This is a genomic window from Bacteroides sp. GM023 (genome assembly GCF_014750685.1).
Classification (GTDB): domain Bacteria; phylum Bacteroidota; class Bacteroidia; order Bacteroidales; family Bacteroidaceae; genus Bacteroides.
On the sequence record NZ_JAAXGE010000002.1, the window covers coordinates 342,799 to 367,059 of the forward strand.

The window sequence follows — 24,261 nt, forward strand, 5'->3', positions numbered from 1 at the left end:
ACCGGGAAAATCCCTTTGCGGTCTTATTATAAGAGCCACCTCACCATCAAATACCAGATTCTTTTTGTATACTTGCAGAATAAAAAGGCGGAAAAAATGCAATTCCGATAGTTTTTCAACCTATTCCGATAGCTTTCAAACCTGGCTAGACGGTGTTACGTCCTATATTTGTGACGTAAATCAACAATCTAATATCATAATTAAAATGAAAAAGCAGTTAACCCTAATTCTCTGTCTGTTGCTATTCATTCCTATGTATGGATACGCGGGAGACAAAGTAACCCACCAGGCAGTCATGCAGACTTCCAAAGTGAAAGGTACAGTTACGGATGAGCAAGGCGAACCTCTGATAGGAGCCAGTATTGCCGTCAAAGGTACTACACAGGGAGTCATTACCGATTTCAACGGTCAATTCAGTATCGACGCTTCCAAAAGCGCTACATTAATAGTAAGTTATGTAGGTTATCGCTCTGAGGAAGTGCAGGTAAAAGGACAATCCAATCTTAAAATCGTCTTGAAGGAAGATAGTAAAATCATAGACGAAGTAGTGGTTACCGCATTGGGCATCAAGCGGGAACGGAAAGCACTCGGTTATTCCATCGGCGAGGTGAAAGGCGAAGAGTTGGAGAAAGCTAAAGAGACGAATGTCATTAACTCACTGGCAGGTAAGATTCCGGGACTGGTTGTCAGTCAGACTGCCGGAGGACCTTCCGGTTCGTCGCGTGTCATCGTTCGTGGTAGCACGGAAATGACGGGAAACAATCAGCCGCTTTATGTAGTGGACGGAGTACCTTTGGATAATTCCAATTACGGCAGTGCCGGACAGTACGGGGGCTATGACCTCGGAGACGGTATCTCAAGTATCAATCCGGATGATATTGAAAGCATGTCCGTGTTGAAAGGCCCGGCAGCATCGGCACTGTATGGTAGCCGTGCATCTCACGGGGTAATCCTTATCACGACGAAGAAAGCAAATACGAAGAAGAAATTCGCGGTGGAGCTGAACAGTACTACCACTTTCGAGAAGCAATTGACGAAGTGGGACGATGTACAGTATATATATGGTCAGGGAACCGGCGGACGCATCAACGGTACGGACGACCAGTATTCATCCAACAAGAACTGGGGGCCTAAAATAGACCCGGGACTGAATCTGACTTATTTCGACGGAGTGACCCGTCCGTATGTAGTCATTCCCAATAATATCGACGGTTTCTTCAGAACCGGTATGACTACTACCAATACAATCGTTGTCAGCACAGTGAAAGACGATACGGGTATCCGCGCCACTTACACGGATATGCGCAACAAGGACATTCTTCCCAATACGAAGATGAGCCGCAACACGCTGAACCTGCGTGCCAACACCACAATAAACAAAAAGGTAGACCTCGATTTCAAAGTGACTTATACCCGCGAGGACGTAAAGAACCGTCCCGCCCTGTCCGACCACCGCGCCAATCCTGCGAAGAACCTGATGTCACTCGCAACAACTTACGACCAAAAATGGCTGCGCGACAACTACAAGGATGCCGACGGCAACTACTACGACTGGAACGGACGCGACGTATGGAACCTTAACCCTTACTGGGTGCTCAACGAAATGACGAACGAATCGGGAAAGGATAAATTCATGGGTTCGGCACTGGTACGCTACAATGTCAACGAGCACTTCAAGATTCAGGTGACCGGTGGTGCAGACATCAACTTTATGAACTTCGAGGATTATGCAGCCCCTACCTCACCGGGATTCGAACAGGGACAGTTGCAAATCAGCGACTTCAAGAACCGGATGTATAACGTGGAAGCACTGGCTATCTATAACAACAGTTATAAGAAATTCGACTACGGCGTAACCATCGGCGGCAACATCTACAAGGTAGACAACAAAACCCAAATCGTGACTGCCAAAGAGATGGTGATGCGTGATGTCATTGCCCTGCAAAGTTTCACAAACAAGGAAATCACCGAAGGAACCTATCGCAAGCAGATTAACTCGCTCTACGGTTCTATCAACCTGGCTTACGGCAACTTCGTCTACCTGGACGCTACCTTGCGTGGCGACCATTCATCGACCTTGCCTTCAGGCAACAATACATATCTGTATCCGTCGGTATCAGGAAGCTTCCTGTTCTCCGAATTCTTCAAAATCAATCCTACGATATTGCCTTACGGTAAGGTCAGAGTTTCGTGGGCACAGGTAGGTAGCGACACCGACCCTTACCAACTGGGATTGTCCTACGAACTGTCTCCCAAAAACTACTCGGGCTATGCATTGTCACAGATTGCCAATACAACCATCCCGAACAAAGACCTCAAACCGACCAAGACCAACTCCGCCGAAGTCGGACTGGAACTGAAATTCCTGAAGAACCGTATCGGACTGGACTTCACATACTATACCCAAAAGAGCAGCAACCAAATCATGCGGCTGAACACTACCGGAACTTCCGGCTATAACTCCATGCTGATAAACGCGGGCGAGATAGAAAACAAGGGTATAGAAATCGCATTGAACACACGCCCCATACAGACGAAGGATTTCTCATGGGACTTGAACATCAACTTCTCAAAGAATAGTAATAAGGTAAAAAGATTAGCTTCAGGTATTAAAGAATTTGAATTGGAATCAGCCCGTTGGATTAATGTAAAAGTGGCTGCCGTAGAAGGTCAGAACTACGGTTCTATCCTCGGAAAAGACTTCTTGAGAAACGACGCCGGACAAATTATCGTAGACGCCAACACGGGACTCCCGAAAGTGACGGAAGACCTGAGAGTGCTGGGCAACGCCACCTGGAAATGGACAGGCGGTATCACCACCAACCTGACTTACCGTGACATCTCCCTGTCCGCTATCTTCGATATCAAGGTAGGTGCCGACGTTTATTCCATGTCTTCCCGTTCTTCTTACATGACCGGAAAGGATAAAGCAACCCTCACAGGACGTGACGGCTGGTACGAATCGGAAGAAAAACGTCTGCAAGCCGGCGTAACGGAAGCCAAATGGGAAGCGACAGGCGGTTATCTCGTAGACGGAGTCATAGAGATGGCAGACGGAAGTTTCGTGGAAAACAAGAAATTCGTAGACCCCGAAGTATATTGGAAACACATAGCCGACCAGACACCGGTACCGTTTATCTACGATAACTCTTACGTAAAGGTACGCGAAATTACTTTAGCTTACCGTTTACCCAAAAGGTGGGTAAGTAAAGTATTTGATGCCGTATCCGTATCGTTCGTGGCGCGCAATCCGTTCATCATCTACAAGAATGTGCCGAATATCGACCCGGATTCCAACTACAACAACGGTTCGGGAATGGGACTGGAATATGGCTCGCTGCCATCCAGAAGAAGTTATGGTTTCAACGTTAACGTAAAATTCTAATAAGTAAGCAATCATGAAAACAATCTATAAAATCACCTTTGGCATGATGGTATGTGTATGCAGTCTTCTGCTGGGAGCCTGTACCGACTTCGAGGAACTGAATACAGACCCTTCCAAGTCTTCGTCTACCGACCCGAATCAACAACTATCCATGATTCAGTTGCAAACATGCGGACACTGGCAGATGTGCCAGCCCTATCCTTTCTATCTCGCAGCCTTCGCACAATATATGCAGGGCGACTGGAACACCACCAACTATGGCGGACAGTATCGCAAAAATGACGCGGAAATGGGAAATACATGGAATTTGATGTATCCGGCATTAATCAAGAATATTGTCGACATTCTGGATAAAACCAAAGATAATGAAAGAGAAGTCAACATCCACTCCGTAGCCCGCATTTACAGAGTATATCTTTTCTCCATACTGACGGATATGTACGGCGACTGCCCTTACTTTGAAGCGGGAAAAGGTTTTATCAACGGCAACGTAAAGCCCGCCTATGACAAACAGGAACTGATATACAAAGACTTCCTGAAAGAGCTTGGCGAAGCTGTGGAAACTCTGACCGCCGACGGCGACAAAGTGACGGGGGATATTATCTATCAGGGCAACATTGACAAATGGAAACGTTTCGCCAACTCCCTGCACCTGCGCTATGCCATGCGTATCGTGAACGCGGAGCCGGAACTGGCTAAACAGGAAGTTATCAAAGTGCTGGGACAGGAAGCGGGTCTGATGCAGTCCGCTGCCGACGATGCTCTGATTACCTATACCGACATTGTCGACTGGGCATCCGATGAATACCGCAGAAACGGGCTTGCCCAAATGTGGAGAGGACGCGAAGCGTATCCTACTGCTTATATTTGCAGTACATTCTGGAAACAGTTAGACACCACTTCCGACCCACGGCAGTTCGTTTTCGGACGTTGCTATGACGAAAGTTCAGCAAATAATCCATTCGGACGCGTAGATTTGACAGAGGAAATGATTGCTACGGAAGCAGCCAAATTCCAGCCGTGCAACCCGGGATACTTCTGGTATAGCAACGGAACATGGCCACAAGGTTATTGGAGCCAACTGACCAATAAATGGCAGGATAAAGCTACCCGTCCGCAACTCAACAATATTTTCCTGAAAGGCGATATGCCCGGAGTGGTGATGACATACGCGGAAGTTGAGCTATTGTTGGCAGAAGCCAAAGCCCGCTGGGCAGGTGAGGTAGCAACCGGCGCAGATGCTTCCACACACTATGAGAACGGTGTACGTGCCGCCATCCACTTCCTTGAAAAGTTCGGAGCCAAGGCTTTCAACGAACAGGCCATCGATACTTACTTGCAGGCCAATTCACTCCCCGCCGGCGGACTGGAAGCACAACTGACTGCTATCAATACCCAGTTATGGATTCTGCACTTCAACAATATCCCCGAAGGGTATGCCAACTGGAGAAGAACGGATATTCCCGTATTACTTCCTTCTCCCCACTACGGAGCTGTAACGATTGATTCGCAGACTACGCCGCTGCGTCTCTGCTACCCGCTATTCGAGAGTTCTTACAATCCCGAAGGCTATCAGTCCGCCGTTCAGGCTATGGGCGGTAAAGACGACTGGAATTCACCGGTATGGTGGGACAAATAAATCTAGGTTATCAACACTAAAAAAGAAAAACGATTATGAAAAGAATTCTATTTATATGCACATTGTTGGTATCCCTGTTTGCCATGAGTGGTTGCAGTGATGATATAGACACTCCGGCATTGACTACCGACGAGTACCCATGTATATTAGGCCGCTGGCCGGACAAACAGGAAGACGGTACACTGGGAAAATTCACGATTCCTTTAAATCAGGTGCTCTCGATTAATGTACAGTACACGCCTGCCGAACTATGCGAAGGCACATGGTATCTGGACGGAAGAGAAAGCCACAAAGGAGTGGGACTGGAATATGTACCTTCTACCATCGGTACTTTCCATCTCGAACTGATTGTAAAGACTCCGACCAAGGAGACCAACCGCGAAGCTATTATCGAAGTGACCGAACCGACGGAATAAACCATCTTAAAACAAGAATTGTATGAAAAAAAGACTTATAATCTATCTGGCAAGCTTATTCGCATGCCTGGTAGCTTCCTGCACAGAGAAAGAAGAAATAACCAATGGCGGCGGAGAACCGCAGACTTACATTCCTTTTGCTATCAATAAAGGAGTGAACATCAGTAACTGGCTTTCGCAAATGGAAGCTATACCTGCCAACGGATTCTCACAGGCCGAAGCGCAAAAACTCGCTTCATACGGCTTCGACCATATCCGCCTGCCGATAGAAGAAAAGCTGTTCTTTACGGAAGACGGGGAGAAGATTCCGGAAGCGTTCACTCTGATGCACAATGCCATCGGATGGTGCAGGGATGCCGGCATGAAAGTGATTTTAGACTTGCACGTATTGCGCGACCATCATTTTAATACGACCGTCACCACATCGGGCGACCCGATTGAGAGTTTCTACGACACGTTTGAAGACACGAAATGGGCGAACTGGTTCGCTAATGGCCCCGGAGTGACAGTCAACAATGTAGATAATCCAAGCAAAAGCGGTATAAACACCAGTAACAGGGTATTTATGGCCGAACGTAAAACGGGAGTGGACAACTGGTCGAACGCCAAGAAAAAAGAATTTGGCGCATTGCCGGTGGGAACCGGAAAAATGCAATTCAAGTATCTTCGTGCCAAAATATACAAAAGCACCAAAAGTACGATTACCGTTGTGCTTAGCGACGAGAACAATACGAATGACGGTTACTACGGATATGATAACACGAAGACGAATGAATGGGAAGAAATCGCAGTAGATGTCTCCAATTATAATAAGAATTGCGGTCGTATCGCCATCCGTCCGCAAGAGGGAGAAACAATCTATTTCGACGATGTTTTCTTCTCCGACAGCAAAACCGGAGATAACAAGATTTATCCTGAAACGGGTACTACAACGATTGTTCCGAAACTCTGGACGGACAAAGATTCCCAATACAAATATCTCGATTTGTGGAAAGTCCTGGCTGAAGAGTTGAACCAATATCCCAACGACCTCGTTGCTTACGAACTGTTGAATGAACCGGTAGCTCCTTATGCTTCGCAATGGAATTCACTTTCTATGCAGTTGATTCGCGAACTCCGTCAGACGGAACCGGAACGTAAACTCATCATCGGCTCCAATCGCTGGCAAAGTGTCAACACTTTCAATGAACTGGCTATTCCCGCCGGTGACCCGAACATCATTCTGAGTTTCCACTTCTACAATCCGCATCCTCTCACGCACTATCAGGCCGAGTGGACGGAAGAAAAAGACTTGAATGTAGCTATTCATTATCCGGGCGAACTGATAAAGGAAGAAGATTTCAACCAGTTATCCGAAGCTATGCAGAAGTTGGTGACGCCCTATATGGGGACGTATGATAAAACGACACTCGAATCATTGGTGTTGAAAGCGGAAATGAAAGCTGCCAGTCTCGGCGTGCAAGTCTATTGTGGTGAATTCGGCTGTTACAAAAAGACTCCGGCTGCTGACAGGATGCAGTGGATACGGGACGTAGTATCTATCTTCCGCGAACGCCACATCGCTTATTCTTATTGGGAATATAAAGCGGGATTCGGTTTCTGTGACTCACAGGGAAACGTGATTGAGCAAGAAGTGTTGGACTTATTAACAAAATAACTATACTCATTCAAAAAAGAGAAATATGCGACAAATATTTATTGCTATAGGAATCAGTTGTGCTATCGGCGTCTCTACATCGGCTTGTCAGGATGGAGGGAAAGACTACACCAATCCTGACTTACCTGTATCCGAGCGCGTCTCCGCCCTGATGTCACAAATGACATTGGAAGAGAAAGTAGCCCAAATGTGCCAGTACGTAGGACTGGAACATATGAAGACAGCCGAGAAAAACATGTCCGCAGAGGACTTGAAGCATAGTCATGCACAAGGATTCTATCCGAACCTGCACTCTTCGGATGTGGAAGAGTTGACTAAAAAAGGTATGATAGGTTCGTTCCTGCACGTCGTAAAAGCGGAAGAAGCGAATTATCTGCAATCGCTGGCACAGCAGAGCCGTCTGAAAATTCCTCTCCTGATTGGCATTGATGCCATTCACGGAAATGGGCTTAACTGTGGCGCTACCATTTATCCGACTCCTATCGGACAGGCTGCCACTTTCGACCCTGCGCTCGTTGAGCGGATGTCTCGCGAGACGGCAGTCGAGATGCGGGCAAGCGGTATGCACTGGACTTTCACTCCGAATGTGGAAGTTGCCCGCGATAGTCGCTGGGGACGTGTGGGCGAGACATTCGGAGAAGACCCTTATTTGGTTGGACAGATGGGAGCGGCTACCGTACGCGGGTTTCAGACTAAAGACTTTACGGGCGATGATAAAGTAATCGCCTGCGTCAAGCATCTTGTAGGCGGCAGTCAGCCTGCCAACGGAATCAACGGCGCGCCTGCCGAGTTGTCGGAAAGAACGCTGCAAGAGGTATTTTTCCCTCCTTTCAAAGATTGTTTAGATGCAGGAGTGTTTACGGTAATGACGGCTCATAATGAGCTGAACGGCATTCCTTGCCATGGCAGCAAATATCTGATGACGGAAGTTCTGCGCAACCAGTGGAAGTTTGACGGATTTGTAGTCAGCGACTGGATGGATATTGAACGTATGCACGATTATCACAATGTGGCAGAGACTCTGAAAGATGCTTACCGGATTAGTGTAGATGCCGGAATGGGTATGCATATGCACGGGCCGGAATTCTACGAAGCAATCATCGAATGTGTGAAAGAAGGAAGCATTTCCGAAAAGAAGGTAGATGCTGCCGTCTCTAAAATACTGGAAGCCAAGTTCAGACTCGGACTGTTTGAGAATCCGTTTGTCGACCTGAAAAAGAAAGATGAAATCGTATTCAATGCGGAACATCAGAAGACTGCATTGGAAGGAGCACGGAAGTCTATCGTCCTGCTGAAAAACGAGGGGAATGTATTGCCATTGGAGACTTCGAAGTATAAGAAAGTATTCGTCACGGGGCATAATGCAGACAATCAGTCCATCTTGGGAGACTGGGCCATGCAGCAGCCGGAAGAGCACGTAACTACTGTACTGGAAGGTTTGAAAGCTATCAGCCCCGAAACGAATTATAATTTCCTCGACCTTGGCTGGAATGTACGTCTGCTATCCGACAGTCAGATTAAAGAAGCGGTACAACGGGCACGTAATTCTGATTTGGCGATTCTTGTGGTTGGAGAAAATTCCATGCGTTATCACTGGAATGAAAAGACTTGTGGAGAGAACAGTGACCGCTACGAGCTTTCTTTGCCGGGACGTCAGCAGGAATTAGTGGAAGCCGTGGCTGCTACGGGTGTTCCGACGGTGGTGATACTTGTCAACGGTCGCCCGCTGACCACGGAATGGATTGCTGAAAATATGCCTTGCATCATCGAAGCATGGGAGCCGGGAGTAGCCGGAGGACAGGCGTTGGCAGAGATTCTTTACGGAAAGGTGAATCCGAGCGGCAAACTTCCTATCACTATTCCACGAAGCACGGGACAGATTCAATGTATGTACAATCATAAATTTACCAATCATTGGTTTCCGTATGCAACAGGAAATTCATTACCTTTGTACGAGTTCGGCTATGGTTTGAGTTATACGACGTATGCATATGATAATCTCAAACTGTCTGAAGCAACAACGGCTCCCGACAAGAGCGTGGAAGTAACCGTAGATGTCACGAATACCGGAAAGAGGAACGGAGAAGAAACGGTTCAGCTTTATATCCGCGACGAATATAGTTCGGCTACCCGTCCTGTCAAAGAGTTGAAAGATTTTGCCCGCGTACCTTTGAAAGCGGGGGAAACGAAACAAGTTTCGTTTACTCTCACTCCCGAAATGCTGTCTTACTATGATGCTGATATGCACTATGGTGTAGAAAAAGGGACTTTCAAGATTATGGTGGGAGCTTCTTCAAGAGATGCCGACCTGCAAAGTGTGATACTTACAGTGAAATAAAGATAGATATGAAGAAATTACTATGTGGACTCACCCTGTTCTTATCTGCCGGTAGCTTGTTTGCCGGCAGTAAGGACATATACAAAAAGACTTGGATTGACTTTAACAAAAATGGAGTAAAGGATGTATATGAAGACCCCACCGCTCCTATCGAAGCCCGTATCGCGGATTTACTTTCGCAGATGACACTGGAAGAGAAGACCTGCCAGATGGCTACTCTGTACGGTTCGGGACGGGTATTGAAGGATGCGTGGCCTACTGCGGGATGGTCTGGGGAAATTTGGAAAGACGGTATCGGAAATATTGATGAACAGGCGAACGGACTGGGTAAGTTCGGTTCTGAAATCTCTTATCCGTATGCCAATAGTGTGAAGAACCGTCATGCTGTTCAGCGTTGGTTTGTAGAGCAGACACGGTTGGGTATTCCTGTTGATTTTACGAATGAGGGAATACGCGGATTATGCCATGACCGTGCGACTATGTTCCCCGCTCAATGCGGGCAAGGTGCCACGTGGAACAAAAAGCTAATCCGGGAAATCGCGAAAGTCACTGCAGATGAGGCGAAAGCACTCGGATATACGAATATTTATTCTCCGATTTTAGACATTGCACAGGACCCTCGTTGGGGACGTGTCGTAGAGAGTTACGGGGAAGACCCTTATTTGGTGGGCGAACTGGGTAAACAAATGATTCTCGGTCTGCAAGCTGAAGGGCTTGTTGCTACTCCGAAGCATTTTGCCGTTTACAGTATTCCGGTTGGCGGACGTGACGGTGGTACCCGTACCGACCCGCATGTGGCTCCGCGCGAAATGAAAACGTTGTATTTGGAACCGTTCCGCAAAGGTATTCAGGAAGCGGGTGCATTGGGGGTTATGAGTTCTTACAATGACTATGACGGTGAACCGGTTTCGGGCAGTTATCATTTCCTTACGGAGATTCTGCGTCAGCAATGGGGATTCAAAGGATATGTAGTTTCAGACAGTGAAGCGGTGGAATTTCTGCATACGAAGCATCGTATCACTCCTACCGAGGAAGAGATGACCGCGCAAGTAGTGAATGCAGGATTGAATATCCGCACGAACTTCACTCCGCCACAGGATTTTATTCTTCCGTTGCGTCGTGCTATCGGTGAAGGCAAAGTCTCTTTGCATACGCTCGACCAGCGTGTCGGCGAGATTCTCCGTGTCAAGTTTATGATGGGACTTTTTGATAATCCTTATCCCGGTGATGACCGTCGCCCGGAAGCGGTGGTACATAATGCCGCCCATCAGGATGTATCCATGAGGGCTGCTTTGGAGTCTATCGTGCTTCTGAAAAACGATAAGGAGATGCTTCCATTATCAAAAAGCCTCAGCAAGATAGCTGTTATTGGTCCGAATGCGGAAGAAGTGGAGGAACTGACTTGCAGATACGGTCCTGCCCATGCGCCTATCAAGACGGTGTATCAGGGAATCAAGGAATATCTGCCCGGTTCGGAAGTTCGGTATGCGAAGGGTTGTGATATTATTGATAAGTATTTTCCAGAAAGTGAATTGTACAATGTTCCGTTGGATGCACAGGAGCAGGCTATGATTGATGAAGCGGTAGAACTGGCTAAGAGTTCGGATGTTTCGATTCTTGTATTAGGCGGAAATGAAAAGACTGTCCGGGAAGAGTTCTCACGCACTAACCTCGATCTTTGCGGACGTCAACAGCAGTTGTTGGAAGCGGTATATGCAACGGGCAAACCTGTGGTACTGGTTATGGTGGACGGAAGAGCGGCTACTATTAACTGGGCAAATAAGTATATCCCTGCAATCGTTCATGCCTGGTTCCCCGGCGAGTTTATGGGAGATGCCATTGCCAAAGTTCTTTTTGGAGATTACAATCCGGGCGGTCGCCTTGCTGTTACTTTCCCGAAATCCGTAGGGCAAGTTCCATTTGCTTTCCCGTTCAAACCGGGTTCGGACTCTAAAGGTAAAGTACGTGTCGACGGTATGCTTTATCCTTTCGGATATGGGTTGAGTTACACGAACTTTAGTTATTCGGATTTGAAAATCTCGAAGCCTGTTATCGGTCCGCTGGAGAATATCACTCTTTCATGTACCGTAAAGAATACAGGAAAAAGAGCGGGTGATGAAGTGGTTCAGCTTTATATCCGGGATGATTTCAGTAGTGTAACTACTTATGACAAGGTACTGCGTGGCTTTGAACGTATTCATTTACAACCGGGAGAAGAGCAGACTGTCAGCTTCACTCTTACACCGCAGGACTTGGGATTGTGGGATAAGAATAATCAATTCACCGTAGAACCGGGAAGTTTCTCGGTGATGGTGGGAGCTTCCTCTCAAGATACCCGGTTGAAGGGAAGTTTTGAGGTTCAATAAATTCAAATAAGTTATTAGCTGAATACATAGTAAAATGTTTCAGAAAGAACAAGAGATATTCCTTTACAATGCTATAAAAAGGAATATTCAGTAATAAAAAACACAAGGCAACTAATTCATTACGAAATAGTTGCCTTGTCTGTATTTTTAAGCAGAGATATCTCTCGTGCACATTTATTCTATCAATAGGCTTTCAGTATTTATCAATGCAGAATACCTGCGAAACTTGAGTTATCCAGCAATCATCTATGGTAGTACTAGAGCCTGCTGACCTCACTATCTATATAGTTTGCCCTATTCTTCAACCAGTTTCTCAATTCTCCGACTTTGGTATTGAATGACTTAGTATTATCCCATAATGTACTATTTCTTTCCACAGATGGTTTAAGCATTGCAGCATAATCATCTACATACTGCAACAATGCGTCCAGCTTATTATTCTTAAAATCTTGCCAGGTTTTCTTATATATCGCTTTCACACGGCTATCTTTAAGAAAGCGCTCAAAAAATGCTGTTCCAACGCCACCCATGCTGCTTGAGAATAGTGGTGTATTATAACGCCCAAAATGCTTATTCGTACCTTCATAATCATACGCCCAATCGAAATCCCAAATCGGTCCCATCACATACTTGCCATTTCCTTCCTTATGGAGAAAAATGCTTTTAGGATGATTGATTTCCATATTATGCACTAGATTAAAAGTTATCAGATATTTGGCTACCGATTCAATATCAATCAAGTCAACGTATGTATTCCCTTCCAATGGCTCTTTAGCGAACTGCGTTTCAAATATATTAAAGTCTTTCTTCCAATATTCAAACTGTTCAGTAGTTAAATCAGGGTCTTTCACCATTACAGGGAGCTTGAATGTAGTCGATTTAAACTTCTGTTCTTCATCAAAATAAGAATCAAGTTCCCACATGACGCTATTGTTCTCATCTAGGTCTACACGATTTTCTTTAACTTCTATCTGCTCGGTCAGTAGATAAGAACCCTTATATTTTCCATTCAGAACCACATCTACAGGTATCGCATGATTGGTAAAAGGAAGTTCCAGTAAACGCCCGATTTTAAAGGCTACTGAATTGAGCATTAATGTAGGGTCTAAATGATTCGCCAACAACACATAGTTCTTTGCTTTTCCAAAGCCGCAAACTTCTGTTTTCTTATCTAGTTTCAATCGATAGGGCTTTTTAGGATATCCCCAAGTTGAATTGCCACGTCCTTTTACTTCAGTTTTCCCCGTATAATCCTCATATACACCTTTACCGCTGACTGTTAAAGTGGCGTCCAAATAATAATCTTTGCTTGGTATTTCTGATATAGAGGGGTCTGCCGTAGTAATAGTCAATTCAGGAATAGCCGATAATAGGAATTCAGCCTTTACTGTATATTGATAAGTCTCTCCATTCGGCATTATAAACTGATAAGTTACAGGAGATGAAAAATCATTCTTTGTCATTCCACTTTTTTGTTCAACATCATTCACCAACACTTTCACAGCATTCGTGGTAAAGGTAGGAATGAGCTCGGATTGTGAGAAGTTGACAAGGGGAATTATACTTCCTTCTCCGATAGAAGATGAAACATCAGCAGCCAGGAATGTATTATTCTTTTTCAAAAAACGGAAAGCGGAAAGCACACTGGTATCATTCAACGTGACTTTCACTGTATATTGTTGTTTACTCCCATCTTCTGCTTCCACTGTAAAAACCAAAGGTTGGGAATAATCATTCGAGGTAATTCCCGATTCCTGCTCAACACCATTTACCGTAACTGACTTTCCATTATATTCGAATATGGCAACCAATGACTTCAAATCATCATATTTATCTAATGGCAAAGTTATCACACTCTCCTGAATAGAGGCTTCTACATCATTTGCAATCTTACCTTGATTATCACCTTTCAGAATAGAAAAGCTAATCAACTGCTTCGGAGCAGGAAGGGTAGAATCTTCGTCTTTACAACCGGAGAATAGTAAGAGAATAGTTACTATAATTCCTAAAGTCTTGTTTAACATAGCATTAAATAAAAATGGTTACTTGGCAAATATACGACTTTGCCAAGTAACCATAGGATTATTCTCTCTCTTTTTTTCTTAAAAGTATCTTAATTATAAAGGATATTCCTCAAAAGCGTATAAGATGGTAGACAAATAACGTTCTCCCGTATCGGGCAATAATGCTACAATCATCTTTCCTTCATTTTCGGGACGCTTGGCAAGTTCCGTAGCAGCATATACGGCTGCTCCTGAAGAGATACCTACCAATAAACCTTCCTGCTTTGCCAGTTCGCGGCTTGTACGGATAGCTTCATCATTCTGTACCTGGATAATTTCATCTACAATAGAAGCCTTATATGTCTTCGGTACAAAACCTGCACCGATGCCCTGAATCTTATGCGGTCCGGGCTTTCCACCGGACAACACCGGAGAGTCAGAAGGTTCTACCGCTACTATTTTGATACTCGGGTCACGCATCTTCAGCGCTTCGCCTACACCGCTAACAGTCCCGCCAGTACCTACTCCGGCTACAAAGATATCGACTTTCCCCTCGGTATCTCTCCATATTTCCAGGCCGGTTGTGCGTAAATGCATGGCGGGGTTAGCAGGATTCTCAAACTGCTGCAAGATAACAGAACCCGGAGTAGCTGCTTTCAATTCTTCCGCTTTGGCTATGGCTCCTTTCATTCCGTCCGCGCCGGGAGTCAGAACTAATTCCGCACCCAGGGCTTTCAGAAGATTACGACGTTCAACGCTCATCGTATCAGGCATAGTCAATATCAGTTTATAACCTTTGACAGCAGCTACAAATGCCAGTCCTACACCGGTATTCCCGCTAGTCGGCTCAATAATGGTAGCTCCCGGCTGCAAAACGCCTTTTACCTCGGCATCTTCAACCATTGCCAATGCTATACGGTCCTTCACACTTCCCGCCGGATTGAAAGATTCCAGTTTCACTACCAAACGGGCTTTCAAATTATGACTCTTATTATAATTTCCCAGTTCCAACAACGGAGTGTTACCTACCAAATCCGTCAATTTTCTTGCTATCTTTTCCATATATATCTGTTTTAATTTCTCTTGTTTTAATATAGTACAAAGATAGGGCGGATTCTGTTCAGAGTAAATACCACATATGTGGTAAATTCATACCACATATGTCTGACTAAAATTACTTACTCATCTGTTTTTTGATATAATTGACCATAAACAGACAACCGGGCGCACACATACTTCCATGATTAAAGCCCTGCAATTCATGCAAGTAAACCTTATCGTTGCCTATGCTGCGAAGTACGGCGTACAAATGGGCATTTTCTTCATAACGGGCAGCCAATTCCTGATTCCGGTCACCTGTAATTAAGTAGATAGGTGGTGTTCCCGGGCGTGCATTAGATAGTGGGGCAAACTGGTCGATAACAGGTATTCCTTCTTTCAGTTTCCGTTCGCTACGAATCGTATAATGTGTCACTGTCTGCCCGCTCAACGGAAACCAGGCGGCAACTTTATCCGCATCTACCTGATACTTTTGAAGATAATCTTTATCCAGCGCCAACATTAAAGCCAAGTAACCACCAGCAGAATGACCGGATACATAAATCTTATCCGGGCTACCGCCATACTGGCTTATATGTCTGAATGCCCATGCCACAGCTTCGGCAGCATCTTCGATATAAGCCGGATTAGTGGCACGCGGGCTTAACCGATAGTTGACTGTTACCACAGCGAATCCCTGTTCTCTTAGTTCTTTGGGAATATGCTTACTCCCACCCGTCAGCCCACCACCATGAAACCAAACAATTGTTGGAAAGTCCTTGATACCTTCCGGGTAGTAAATATCCAGTTTGCAACGTTCCTGACGATAGGCATCCGTTTCATTTTCCAAAAGATAAGAAATGTCTTTCTTGTCTTTATAAATCGTTTGTGCTGACAGTGACACAACACAGGCTAGTAATAGAAGAAGGATTCGAGTTCTCATATAGTTTAAATATTAGTATTCTTTCGTTTCATGGCCGGACTATCCGGCATAAAATCAGCCGTATGGACAAAATTATGTACATCTTTTGTATCACGCAAATAATCGACTGTAAATTTCCATAGATAAAAAAAGTTCCCCCATCCGAAAATATACCCGGAAGTATATTTCAGACAGGAGAATCCACCATAATAGACAAAACTAACCGTCTGTCCCTCTCTTATGTTTTCTTTAAAATCTCTCTCTAAAGTTTCTTGATGGAGAAATCGGCAAAACGGATTTCCTCATCGCGCAACTGGTCTTGCCAACTCCGGTTCTCGCCCAAATAACGGTAGATGCCCCATTTGGGACGAAGTCCCGTACAGTCTGTGCGCCACATATCCATCTTTTCAGGAGCGAGTTTTAAAAGAACTTTTCCGTCTTTGATACGCGTGATGGTTACTTCATAAGAGCCGTTCTCGCCGAAACAGGCTTTTTCTTCCACCTCTACCCAGTTGCCGAGAAAGTCTGCAAGGTCTGTACTGGCAAGAGTGGTAGTGCCTTCACCGCGCTTATCATAGCGTACCCGCAGTTGCTGACCGCCTTTGCTGTTGGAATAAGCAGTCAGGGTGATAAGCGGAGAACCGACATCTGCCGTGCCCGACGAATTATCAATGCCTTTCAACTGGTGAAGATGGGAGAATTTGGTCGTCGTCTGAAATCCTGTCGGCAAACAGAATTTCCAACGGAATACCATAGTCTCTCCGTTTTGTCCGACAAGGTTTTTGGGTGATTTGTTATCCGTCTTTATCTCATTACGCTGACGGTCGGTGATATTTGCCAGTCCACGGTCATCATCTATCGCAACATGAATAAAGAAAGCAAAGACGTACTTATTCAACAGGTTATCATGTACCTGCTGAATATGCTGAAAATGCGCGGTCTTATGTTCACGCGAGGAATCGGGAGCTTCATGGTTATAGCCCGAACGTTTAATCAGATCATACGTTTTTGTGCTATTGCCGTCGGCAATCAATGTGCCGTCCACCTGTTGTTCCGGCTTCGGCTGTTCTTTCTCGTCTATCACTTCCGACGAACTGTTGGAGCAGGCGATAAAAGCAAAAAGGGCTAAGAATAAGATTCCTTTTCTCATTTGGATTTATTTAATATGATTGGTCAGGAAATCTACCGACTTGAAGAAAATCTCTTCCATTTTATCAGAAGTTTTTGAACTGACATTATGGTCATAATATTCATACTTCAACAGGTCACAGACTCCTCCTTTTTTCTTCAAGGCGGATGCGAACATTTCACTCTGCTCACACTCTACCGTAACATCGCATGTGCCACATACCAACATGGAAGCAGGAACATTCTTCTTCGGAATCAGATTGACCGGAGATGCTTCACGAAGCACTTTCGGAGCCCGGTCACAGAAATACGCGATGCGTTGAGGATCTTTCGTCTTCATGGTGATAGCAGCCTTTTCCAAATCATAAATACCGGAATAGCCGACAAAAGCCTTCGTTCCGGGAACGGTCATTGCAGCCACCGCAGCCAAATGCGCACCGGCAGAAGTACCCAGGAATCCGAAGCAATCAGGGTTGATATTCAACTCTGCCGCATGTTCACGAACATACTTCACTGCGTCCAAAATATCCTGGATAGAGACTTTCACAGTCGCATCGGATTGCGGAGCCAATGTGTAGGAGACACGTACGCCCGTAATCCCTTTTTGTTTCGCCAAATACTGGGACAAAGACCGGGACGAACCGTTATTGCCCCGTGCCCATCCGCCACCGTGGATGTAAACCACAAAAGGAGCAGGTTTATCTGTCTCTGCAAAGTCTACTGTGAGTGTCAGTTCATAATCCTTATGTTTCTTGTAAACAATGTCCTTGGTGGTTACTCCTTTGTAGTCCTTGCTTTTCAGACGGTCTGCCTGATAGGTATAGGGAACCATCACATCGGGAATGGTATTCACATCAATGAACTTTGCATATTTCTTTGCATACAGCAACGAATAAGAACCGTCATCGTTCTGCGTCATCTTCATGCCATAGCGGTTGGAGAATTGCTGCGGTTGAGCTTCTTGCGCAATGCAGAGAAGCGGCAGCATACACAAACAAAAAATCAGTTTCAATTTCATGTTATCACGTTATATTAGGTGAGGATAATTTTATTTCTTCTTTAAAATCAGATACGGTATCGTTTCCACATCGGACGTACTGTATTTCAATCCGATGCGCTTTGCCATATCGACATATTTCTGATTGCCCAATGCCGTTCCCGCCTCATAGAGAAGAATGGCAGCACGGGATTGGTCGAAAGGCTTAATCTGTTTGAATTTCCAGCTTTCGGGGTTCAGATAATAAGGATATAGATAATCTACTGCCTGTGAGGCCACTTTTCCGTTCGAAGCAGGGGTGCTCCATAAGTTGATGCCTATCTGGCTCGTGATTTGATTGGCTTCCATCAAGGCTTCCAAAGCGAAAGTTGAATAATGCAGGGAGAGAGTTCGTTTCAACTCCTGGGGCAATGAACCGTCATCGGCAATCTGCGCACCCATTTTGGGAAGGATGCTTTGTTCAGCCACTTCGCGGATGCGGTCGGTACGGTCTAAGTAGGCCAACACCATCAAGTGAATGGCTTCGTACCACAATCCATGATTGTTGGCTGCATGAGATTCTCTTTGCCCTTGCGTGCTGTTCTCCATCCAGTAGCAGAAAGCAGTAGCCCAGTCATCGAGTTTTTTCTTGTCCGAGGGAGTCCAGCTTTTAGAGCCTTCTATCAGTTTGGCGACACCCAGCGCACGACTGAAACGACGTGAGTCAATAAAGCCCGAACCACGCATATTCTTCATACCCGGCACGGCTTGTGCGTAAGTCATATTCGGGTTCATGCCCAGTTTCGGGTCTGTAAACCAAGTTCTTAAATGATCGGCACATGCTTTGGCGTAGGCTTCTTTCCCGGTGATATAATAGAGTACACCCAGGCAGAAAGCGGCATCGCCGAAACGATTGGCATTCTCACGTTCGGGGTATTCGTAGACTTCAGGATTGCGTTCGCCATCTTTCCGGATGTAGGGAAGTCCGTCTGTTTTTGTAGAATCAGGCCACCAGTAGGGAGATAAGGTCATATAATCCCGGGGGTCTTTGCTAGGGGGGAGTTTCTTTTTGGCAGTTACCGATAGAGGAGTCATCTTTATATATTTCTCTGCCATCTTTTCCTGCAATTCGATGTACTGGGTAACGTCCTTGTCACCTTTCTGATAATCGTTCTTTAGCTGTTCAAGCAATGTCGCGTTAAACGGGCCTAACGGAGCGGCATTCAGTATTCCCCAGCAGAGGCATACAGCCCATATAGCAAAGATTCGTCTCATAACTATTGTCTTTAAAGTAGGTAAGTAGTCGGGCAGTTAATGACTTACTGCCCGGCTACTGTTTATTATTGAATCAATAATTCTTCTTTAAGAGAAGAAACAACCACCGTTAATATCAATGTTTGTACCTGTCAGGTAAGAAGATTCGGAGCAGGCGAGGAAGCAAACCAGGTCGGCAACTTCTTCGGCAGTTCCTTCACGACGCAATGCGTAAGAGCCTTTCATACGTTCGCGGTTTTCCGGCGTATTGAAGCGGTCGTGGAAAGAAGTGGCAATCGTACCCGGGCAGATAGCGTTGCAACGGATGCCCTGCGGGCCGAGTTCCTTCGCCATAGAACGGGTAAATGTCATTACCGCACCTTTCGCAGTTGCGTACATGGAAGCGCCGTTACCACCGCCATCGCGTGCAGCCAATGAAGAGAAGTTAACGATAGAACCACCTGCCGGCATCATCGGAACTACTTCACGGGTGCAAAGGAATACAGAACGCATATTGACATCCATCAGGAAGTCATACCAGTCTTCGTCCTGTTCGGTGATTTTCTTACGGCCTACAATTCCGCCCACCACATTCACCAATACATCCACCTTGTCACCAAAAGCCTTGTTGCACTCTGCAAAAAGATTCTTCACCGCGGCAGCCTTTGTCATATCGCCCTGAACAGCGATTGCTTCGCCACCGACATTTTTAATTAATGCCAGTGTTTCCTGTGCATCGGCTTCATTGTCGAAATAGTTCAAGCAAACTTTAGCACCTTCTGCTGCCAGTTTCACTGATATTGCACGACCAAGATCGCGCGCGCCACCTGTCACGATAGCTACTTTACCTTCTAATTTCATAATTGTCTTGTTTTTAAAATACGTTTATTTTTCTATTTGTTTAATCTCTCCTACTGTCAGGAAGATGGAGCACAAGGATAGCGGCACCAAAGCTCCCAACAGGCTGAATAATAATATCCAATTCGTGATATAACTGGCAAAAAGGATTGCCAGGATAGTGCCTAATACTGCCGAAGCGCCACCCAGTCCGGCCAAGGAACCGACAGACTTGCCGCTGTGCAAATCGCTCGGAATGGTCTGCAAGTTCGTCATGAAGAACTGGAAACCTCCCAACACCAAAGCCATAAAGACGATGGCAACCGGAGCCGTAGTAGACATGATAGCTGCCAGGATGGACGGGATGATGATAAACCCACCAATCAACATAGCCGCCTTGCGGGCATAATTCACCGTATGTCCCCGGTTTATCAGCCAACCGGAATACCAACCGCCGGCAATACTTCCCAATGCCGCACCTACATAAGGTACCCAGGCGGAGAATGCCACTTCTTTAATATTCAGATGGAATACATCTGCCAAATAAAGCGGCAGGAACGTCACGAACATCCACCAAATAGGATCAAGAAAGAATCGTCCTAAAATAACAGACCAGTTCTTCTTCACCCGGAGCAGTTCGCCCCAGCTCTTTCCTTTTTCTTCTGTCTTCAGTTCCTTTTCAGGCTGACCACTCAAGATATAAGTCCGTTCTTCTTCTGTAATCCAGGGATGTTTCTTCGGTCCTTCCTTATTGATAATCAACCAGGGAATCAACCAAATCAATCCTAATCCGCCGACTACGACGAACGTCAGTTTCCAGCCAAAGGCAATGAACAGCATCAGGATAATAATCGGTGCAAGGATAGAGCCGATGGAAGCTGCCGCTCCAAACAATCCCTGTGCAAAAGCACGCTCTTTCTGTGGGAACCATTCGGCATTGCTTTTCGTCGTACCGGGCCACGGTCCGGCTTCGCCCAGTCCGAGCATCATCCGGAAGAAAGTCAGCGAGAAAATTCCCCTGGAAAGAGAAGCCAATGCATCTGCCGTACCCCATATAAGTACACTCCAGAAGAAACCTTTCCGGCATCCGATCTTATCATACAGTTTTCCGGAAACAAGCTGGCTGATACCGTAGGCTATCATAAAGAAGATAGTAATCAGACCGAGAATATCTTTCGCTTTTTGCGAAGCGTCAGGGTCATTGCGGTCTATCAGTCCGAGGTCGATGGCAATACCTTCGCGATTGGTCACGAACGTAACTCCATTTTTCTCTTTCATCTGTACGTTGGCTACGCTGACAGAGTCCCGGTTTCCGTTTGCGGCCGTCAGGATATACTGTTCTCCTGTCAGGACGGCATGGTTGCCTTTATCTGCCAATGCATCCGCTTCGGGAACCAGGTGATAGTCGATATTAGCCACCCACATATAGTTGAGCGTACCTCTATCCAGGTAATTGATAATGGTTATCAGCATGATTAACCCGATAACCACCCATCGGAGTCCTTTTACCTTCATATTATCAGAGGTTTAAAAAGTCTGCACGTACAGGGCTGAATGTATCAATCAGGATACCGGCTTCGAGGCAAACACATCCGTGCAGCTCGTCGGGGGCTACATAATAACCGTCTCCGGCAGAAAGAATTTCTTTCTTGTCACCGATGGTTAGTTCGAATTTGCCGCTTACTACGTAAGTTGCCTGACTGTGGTAATGCTCGTGCATACTTCCTATCGCACCTTTGTCAAATTTTACTTTGACCATCATCAACTGACCGTCATAGGCCATTATTTGACGATTAACACCCGGAGCAGGATTTTCCCACTTCAAATCTTTCTCAAACTGAAAAGTTTCACTACATGTTTTCATACTTCTGTCTATTAATGGTTTGTTATATTCTTAACTTATTCACCTTTTACTAATTGTCTCGCTTCATATTCATATTCTAAAAACAGGCTATTAACAGGTCATTTTCAGGTCATTAATTTATCATCCGTCAGGTATTAATAATTGAGTTGTCAGGTATTAACAGTTGAGCTGACAAGTATTAATACTTGAGAAGTCAGGTATTAACACCTGAAAAACGGAAGATTAATAATCATTTCATAAATACTCCGCAACGCCCGTTCCATGCATAATTAAGACCGTCGATGGTCAGATTATGTTTCTTCTCTTTACTATTATCCGTATTGCTAAGGCAAAGCATCACAAAATGTCCACCTTTATATATAGCCTTCACAACTGTATAGGAAGCCGTATCCATCACCACTTTTACTTCTTCGCAAGAGGAAGTCAGGTTATTGGAAGTTTCCATTACCACATCATAATCTCCGTGCGTCTCGATAGATGTGGCAAATGTATGGTTCTTCCGTGCTTTTTCCCTTATCAGGAAGGCAGTCTCGTTTCTCAGATTAAAGTCCGGGTCATTGGCTCCCAAGCGAAGCATTTTCATCTCTGTCTGCGGAGTAGTCGCCGTACTGATAGTATAGAAACGATTCTTATTGACAAAGGTAAAGTTTGATGTATTCTTGCTCTCATTCTGCCCCCAGGCTTCCAGCCAAAGATGTTGGTAGCCGTCCTTTGTTCCAAGAGTTTTCAGTTCGTTACCGGCTTTGGTGTAGGGGAAGTTCAGAGAGACGAAATGCCCGTTATACCATAGAGGGTAGTCGTACTGATGCTCTTTGTCCGCATTTGCTTGTAGTACATCCAGGATCAGGGGGAATTGCAGGAAAGGTGTGGTCACGTAAGCTAATGTGCGCTTCATCTCTACGCCGGGGTAAGCATTGGTGTCCTTTGCTATCATTACCTGAAAATGTTCTCCGTTGAAATCATGGTAAATGATGTCCGAATGGTAACGGGAAGATACTTTCATATCTCCGCCGAAGTTGGATGTTTCATCTACCACCAACGTGTTATGCGCGATTGTCTGCTTGGCAAACGATTGGTTCTCACGGGTATAATGTCCTTTGTATTTGGCTTCGATATTCAGGAAGCGGGAAGCGCCGTAGTCGGACAGAATCTCGTTTCCATTGTCGTAATAAGCCATCGTCAGTTTATCAAAATGACCGTGGCTCAAGCCGTGTGAGGTAGCTTTTAGTGTCAAGGCGCTGTTCAGACCGGAGTCTGTGGAGCGAATCACGGCTATGCCGCCTTCATCGCCTTTGCGTCCGTCGCGAAATACGCTGCTACGGTAAAGGATCAGAGCAGCCTCTCCACGGGCAATATCACGGGCTACCTTGAAGCCGCCGATAGTAGGGAGATAGGTATGCTGGTACTTATCCGCAACGGATAACAGTGATTTATCCGAAGGATTGACGTTATACAATATGTCTACCGCATATACCAGTTCTTGCGCGGAAAGTCCTTTCAGCAATGCGTCATTGATATGAAAGAATTCACCTTCATAAGAGAGCTGTATCAATGTGGAGAGTGCTTTCGAAAGAATGTTGTCCCGGTAATTGAAGATTTTCAAGTCGGGCAGTTTGTTCTCGATACACTGGGCGAAGATGACGAAAGGCCAGATGGCATAACGCTGATAGTAGGCTCCTTCCGTGAAGTAACCGTCAGGAGAGAACAGGTAATCCATTTGGCGGATAAAGCCGCCCCGCTTGCCTGTTTCGTCAGAGCCGTAAAGTGCTTTCTTCACGTAATCTTCACGGTTCATGGCAAAGCCGATCATGCCGACGGCAGCCGTAGCCCATGTGGCATGGTTGTGCATCTTATTGAAAGTCTTGTTATTGGCATGGTTGTCTCCCATTCCATCCATGATGAAGTCTGCCATCGGGACAAACAGGTTCTTCTCGATAGTGGCACGTTGTTTGGATGAAAGTGTATTGTAGATACAGTCGTAGGCTACTGCTGTGTGTACCAGCCATACGCTTTCATTCAGTGTCTGCCAAAACAGACGTCCCGGAACAGGAGAGAGTTGCAAGGGGTGGAAACCCAAAGTGGGATATAGTTTCGCATAGGCTTCCAACATATTGGCTACATAGGCGGCATATTTCTTATCGCCGGTCAGTTGATAGGCGACTCCACAATGGAACATGGCATAGTAATTGGATTTATGCTGTTCGTGCACCACTCCACCACCGCCATCCATCGGAACCGGAACGGATATAGGAGAGTTTACTGCTGCATCGGCTGCGCCCAACACTTCCGAGAGCGATTTGTCGAATCCGGGTATCGTCCCCTTTCCTGCCCTGATCTCGTTCACTTCTTCCTGTGTGAAAAGAAGGGACGGATGCTGGGCAAATGAAAGGAGACATCCTCCTAAAACCATGAATATACAACTAATAAGTTTTCTCATC

At 45.7% G+C, this 24,261-nt stretch carries 16 protein-coding genes; 6 read left to right on the forward strand and 10 right to left on the reverse strand.

The features are described 5' to 3' along the window. Nucleotides 1–205 precede the first annotated feature (205 nt). The 6 genes from HC965_RS04045 to HC965_RS04070 are packed head-to-tail and all read left to right on the forward strand — an operon-like array spanning nucleotide 206 to nucleotide 11,801. Entirely contained in the window at nucleotides 206–3,385 is a 3,180-nt protein-coding gene (locus HC965_RS04045; RefSeq protein WP_191030247.1) for a SusC/RagA family TonB-linked outer membrane protein, read from the forward strand. A gap of 13 nt (nucleotides 3,386–3,398) precedes the next feature. Then, a complete protein-coding gene (locus HC965_RS04050) occupies nucleotides 3,399–5,024 on the forward strand; it encodes a SusD/RagB family nutrient-binding outer membrane lipoprotein (protein ID WP_191030248.1) in 1,626 nt (541 codons plus the stop codon). 35 nt (nucleotides 5,025–5,059) lie between these two features. Further along, a complete protein-coding gene (locus HC965_RS04055) occupies nucleotides 5,060–5,440 on the forward strand; it encodes a hypothetical protein (RefSeq protein WP_191030249.1) in 381 nt (126 codons plus the stop codon). Nucleotides 5,441–5,462: 22 nt separating this feature from the next. Next, nucleotides 5,463–7,097, forward strand: coding sequence for a cellulase family glycosylhydrolase (locus tag HC965_RS04060; RefSeq protein ID WP_191030250.1), 1,635 nt, complete (start codon nucleotides 5,463–5,465; stop codon nucleotides 7,095–7,097). Between the two features lie 25 nt (nucleotides 7,098–7,122). Next, the gene (locus HC965_RS04065; protein ID WP_191030251.1) at nucleotides 7,123–9,435 is read left to right on the forward strand and encodes a glycoside hydrolase family 3 N-terminal domain-containing protein; all 2,313 of its coding nucleotides are present in this window, start codon (nucleotides 7,123–7,125) and stop codon (nucleotides 9,433–9,435) included. Between the two features lie 8 nt (nucleotides 9,436–9,443). Beyond that, entirely contained in the window at nucleotides 9,444–11,801 is a 2,358-nt protein-coding gene (locus HC965_RS04070; protein ID WP_191030252.1) for a glycoside hydrolase family 3 N-terminal domain-containing protein, read from the forward strand. Between the two features lie 257 nt (nucleotides 11,802–12,058). Here HC965_RS04070 and HC965_RS04075 read toward each other — a convergent pair whose 3' ends face one another. The 10 genes from HC965_RS04075 to HC965_RS04120 form a co-directional block, all read right to left on the reverse strand. Then, nucleotides 12,059–13,825 (reverse strand): CotH kinase family protein, encoded by a 1,767-nt coding sequence (locus HC965_RS04075; protein WP_191030253.1) that lies wholly within the window; start codon nucleotides 13,823–13,825, stop codon nucleotides 12,059–12,061. Nucleotides 13,826–13,918: 93 nt separating this feature from the next. Beyond that, a complete protein-coding gene (gene cysK, locus HC965_RS04080; protein WP_191030254.1) occupies nucleotides 13,919–14,866 on the reverse strand; it encodes a cysteine synthase A in 948 nt (315 codons plus the stop codon). A gap of 112 nt (nucleotides 14,867–14,978) precedes the next feature. Beyond that, entirely contained in the window at nucleotides 14,979–15,785 is an 807-nt protein-coding gene (locus HC965_RS04085) for an alpha/beta hydrolase (protein WP_191030255.1), read from the reverse strand. A 241-nt stretch (nucleotides 15,786–16,026) separates the two neighbouring features. Continuing rightward, nucleotides 16,027–16,914 carry a heparin lyase I family protein gene (locus HC965_RS04090; RefSeq protein WP_191030256.1) on the reverse strand — a complete coding sequence of 296 codons (888 nt, stop codon included), beginning with the start codon at nucleotides 16,912–16,914 and terminating at the stop codon, nucleotides 16,027–16,029. A gap of 6 nt (nucleotides 16,915–16,920) precedes the next feature. Beyond that, on the reverse strand, nucleotides 16,921–17,910 hold the full coding sequence (locus HC965_RS04095) for an alpha/beta hydrolase (protein ID WP_191030257.1): 990 nt from the start codon (nucleotides 17,908–17,910) through the stop codon (nucleotides 16,921–16,923). Between the two features lie 30 nt (nucleotides 17,911–17,940). Beyond that, nucleotides 17,941–19,143 (reverse strand): alginate lyase family protein, encoded by a 1,203-nt coding sequence (locus tag HC965_RS04100; protein ID WP_191030258.1) that lies wholly within the window; start codon nucleotides 19,141–19,143, stop codon nucleotides 17,941–17,943. Nucleotides 19,144–19,230: 87 nt separating this feature from the next. Beyond that, nucleotides 19,231–19,983, reverse strand: coding sequence for an SDR family NAD(P)-dependent oxidoreductase (locus HC965_RS04105; RefSeq protein ID WP_191030259.1), 753 nt, complete (start codon nucleotides 19,981–19,983; stop codon nucleotides 19,231–19,233). 24 nt (nucleotides 19,984–20,007) lie between these two features. Beyond that, on the reverse strand, nucleotides 20,008–21,474 hold the full coding sequence (locus tag HC965_RS04110; protein ID WP_191030260.1) for an MFS transporter: 1,467 nt from the start codon (nucleotides 21,472–21,474) through the stop codon (nucleotides 20,008–20,010). Between the two features lie 4 nt (nucleotides 21,475–21,478). Further along, complete coding sequence (locus tag HC965_RS04115) at nucleotides 21,479–21,823, reverse strand: cupin domain-containing protein (protein ID WP_044654309.1); 345 nt, start codon at nucleotides 21,821–21,823, stop codon at nucleotides 21,479–21,481. A 229-nt stretch (nucleotides 21,824–22,052) separates the two neighbouring features. Beyond that, nucleotides 22,053–24,260: a heparinase II/III family protein gene (locus HC965_RS04120; protein ID WP_191030261.1), complete on the reverse strand. Its 2,208-nt coding sequence runs from the start codon at nucleotides 24,258–24,260 to the stop codon at nucleotides 22,053–22,055. Between the last annotated feature and the right edge of the window lies 1 nt (nucleotide 24,261).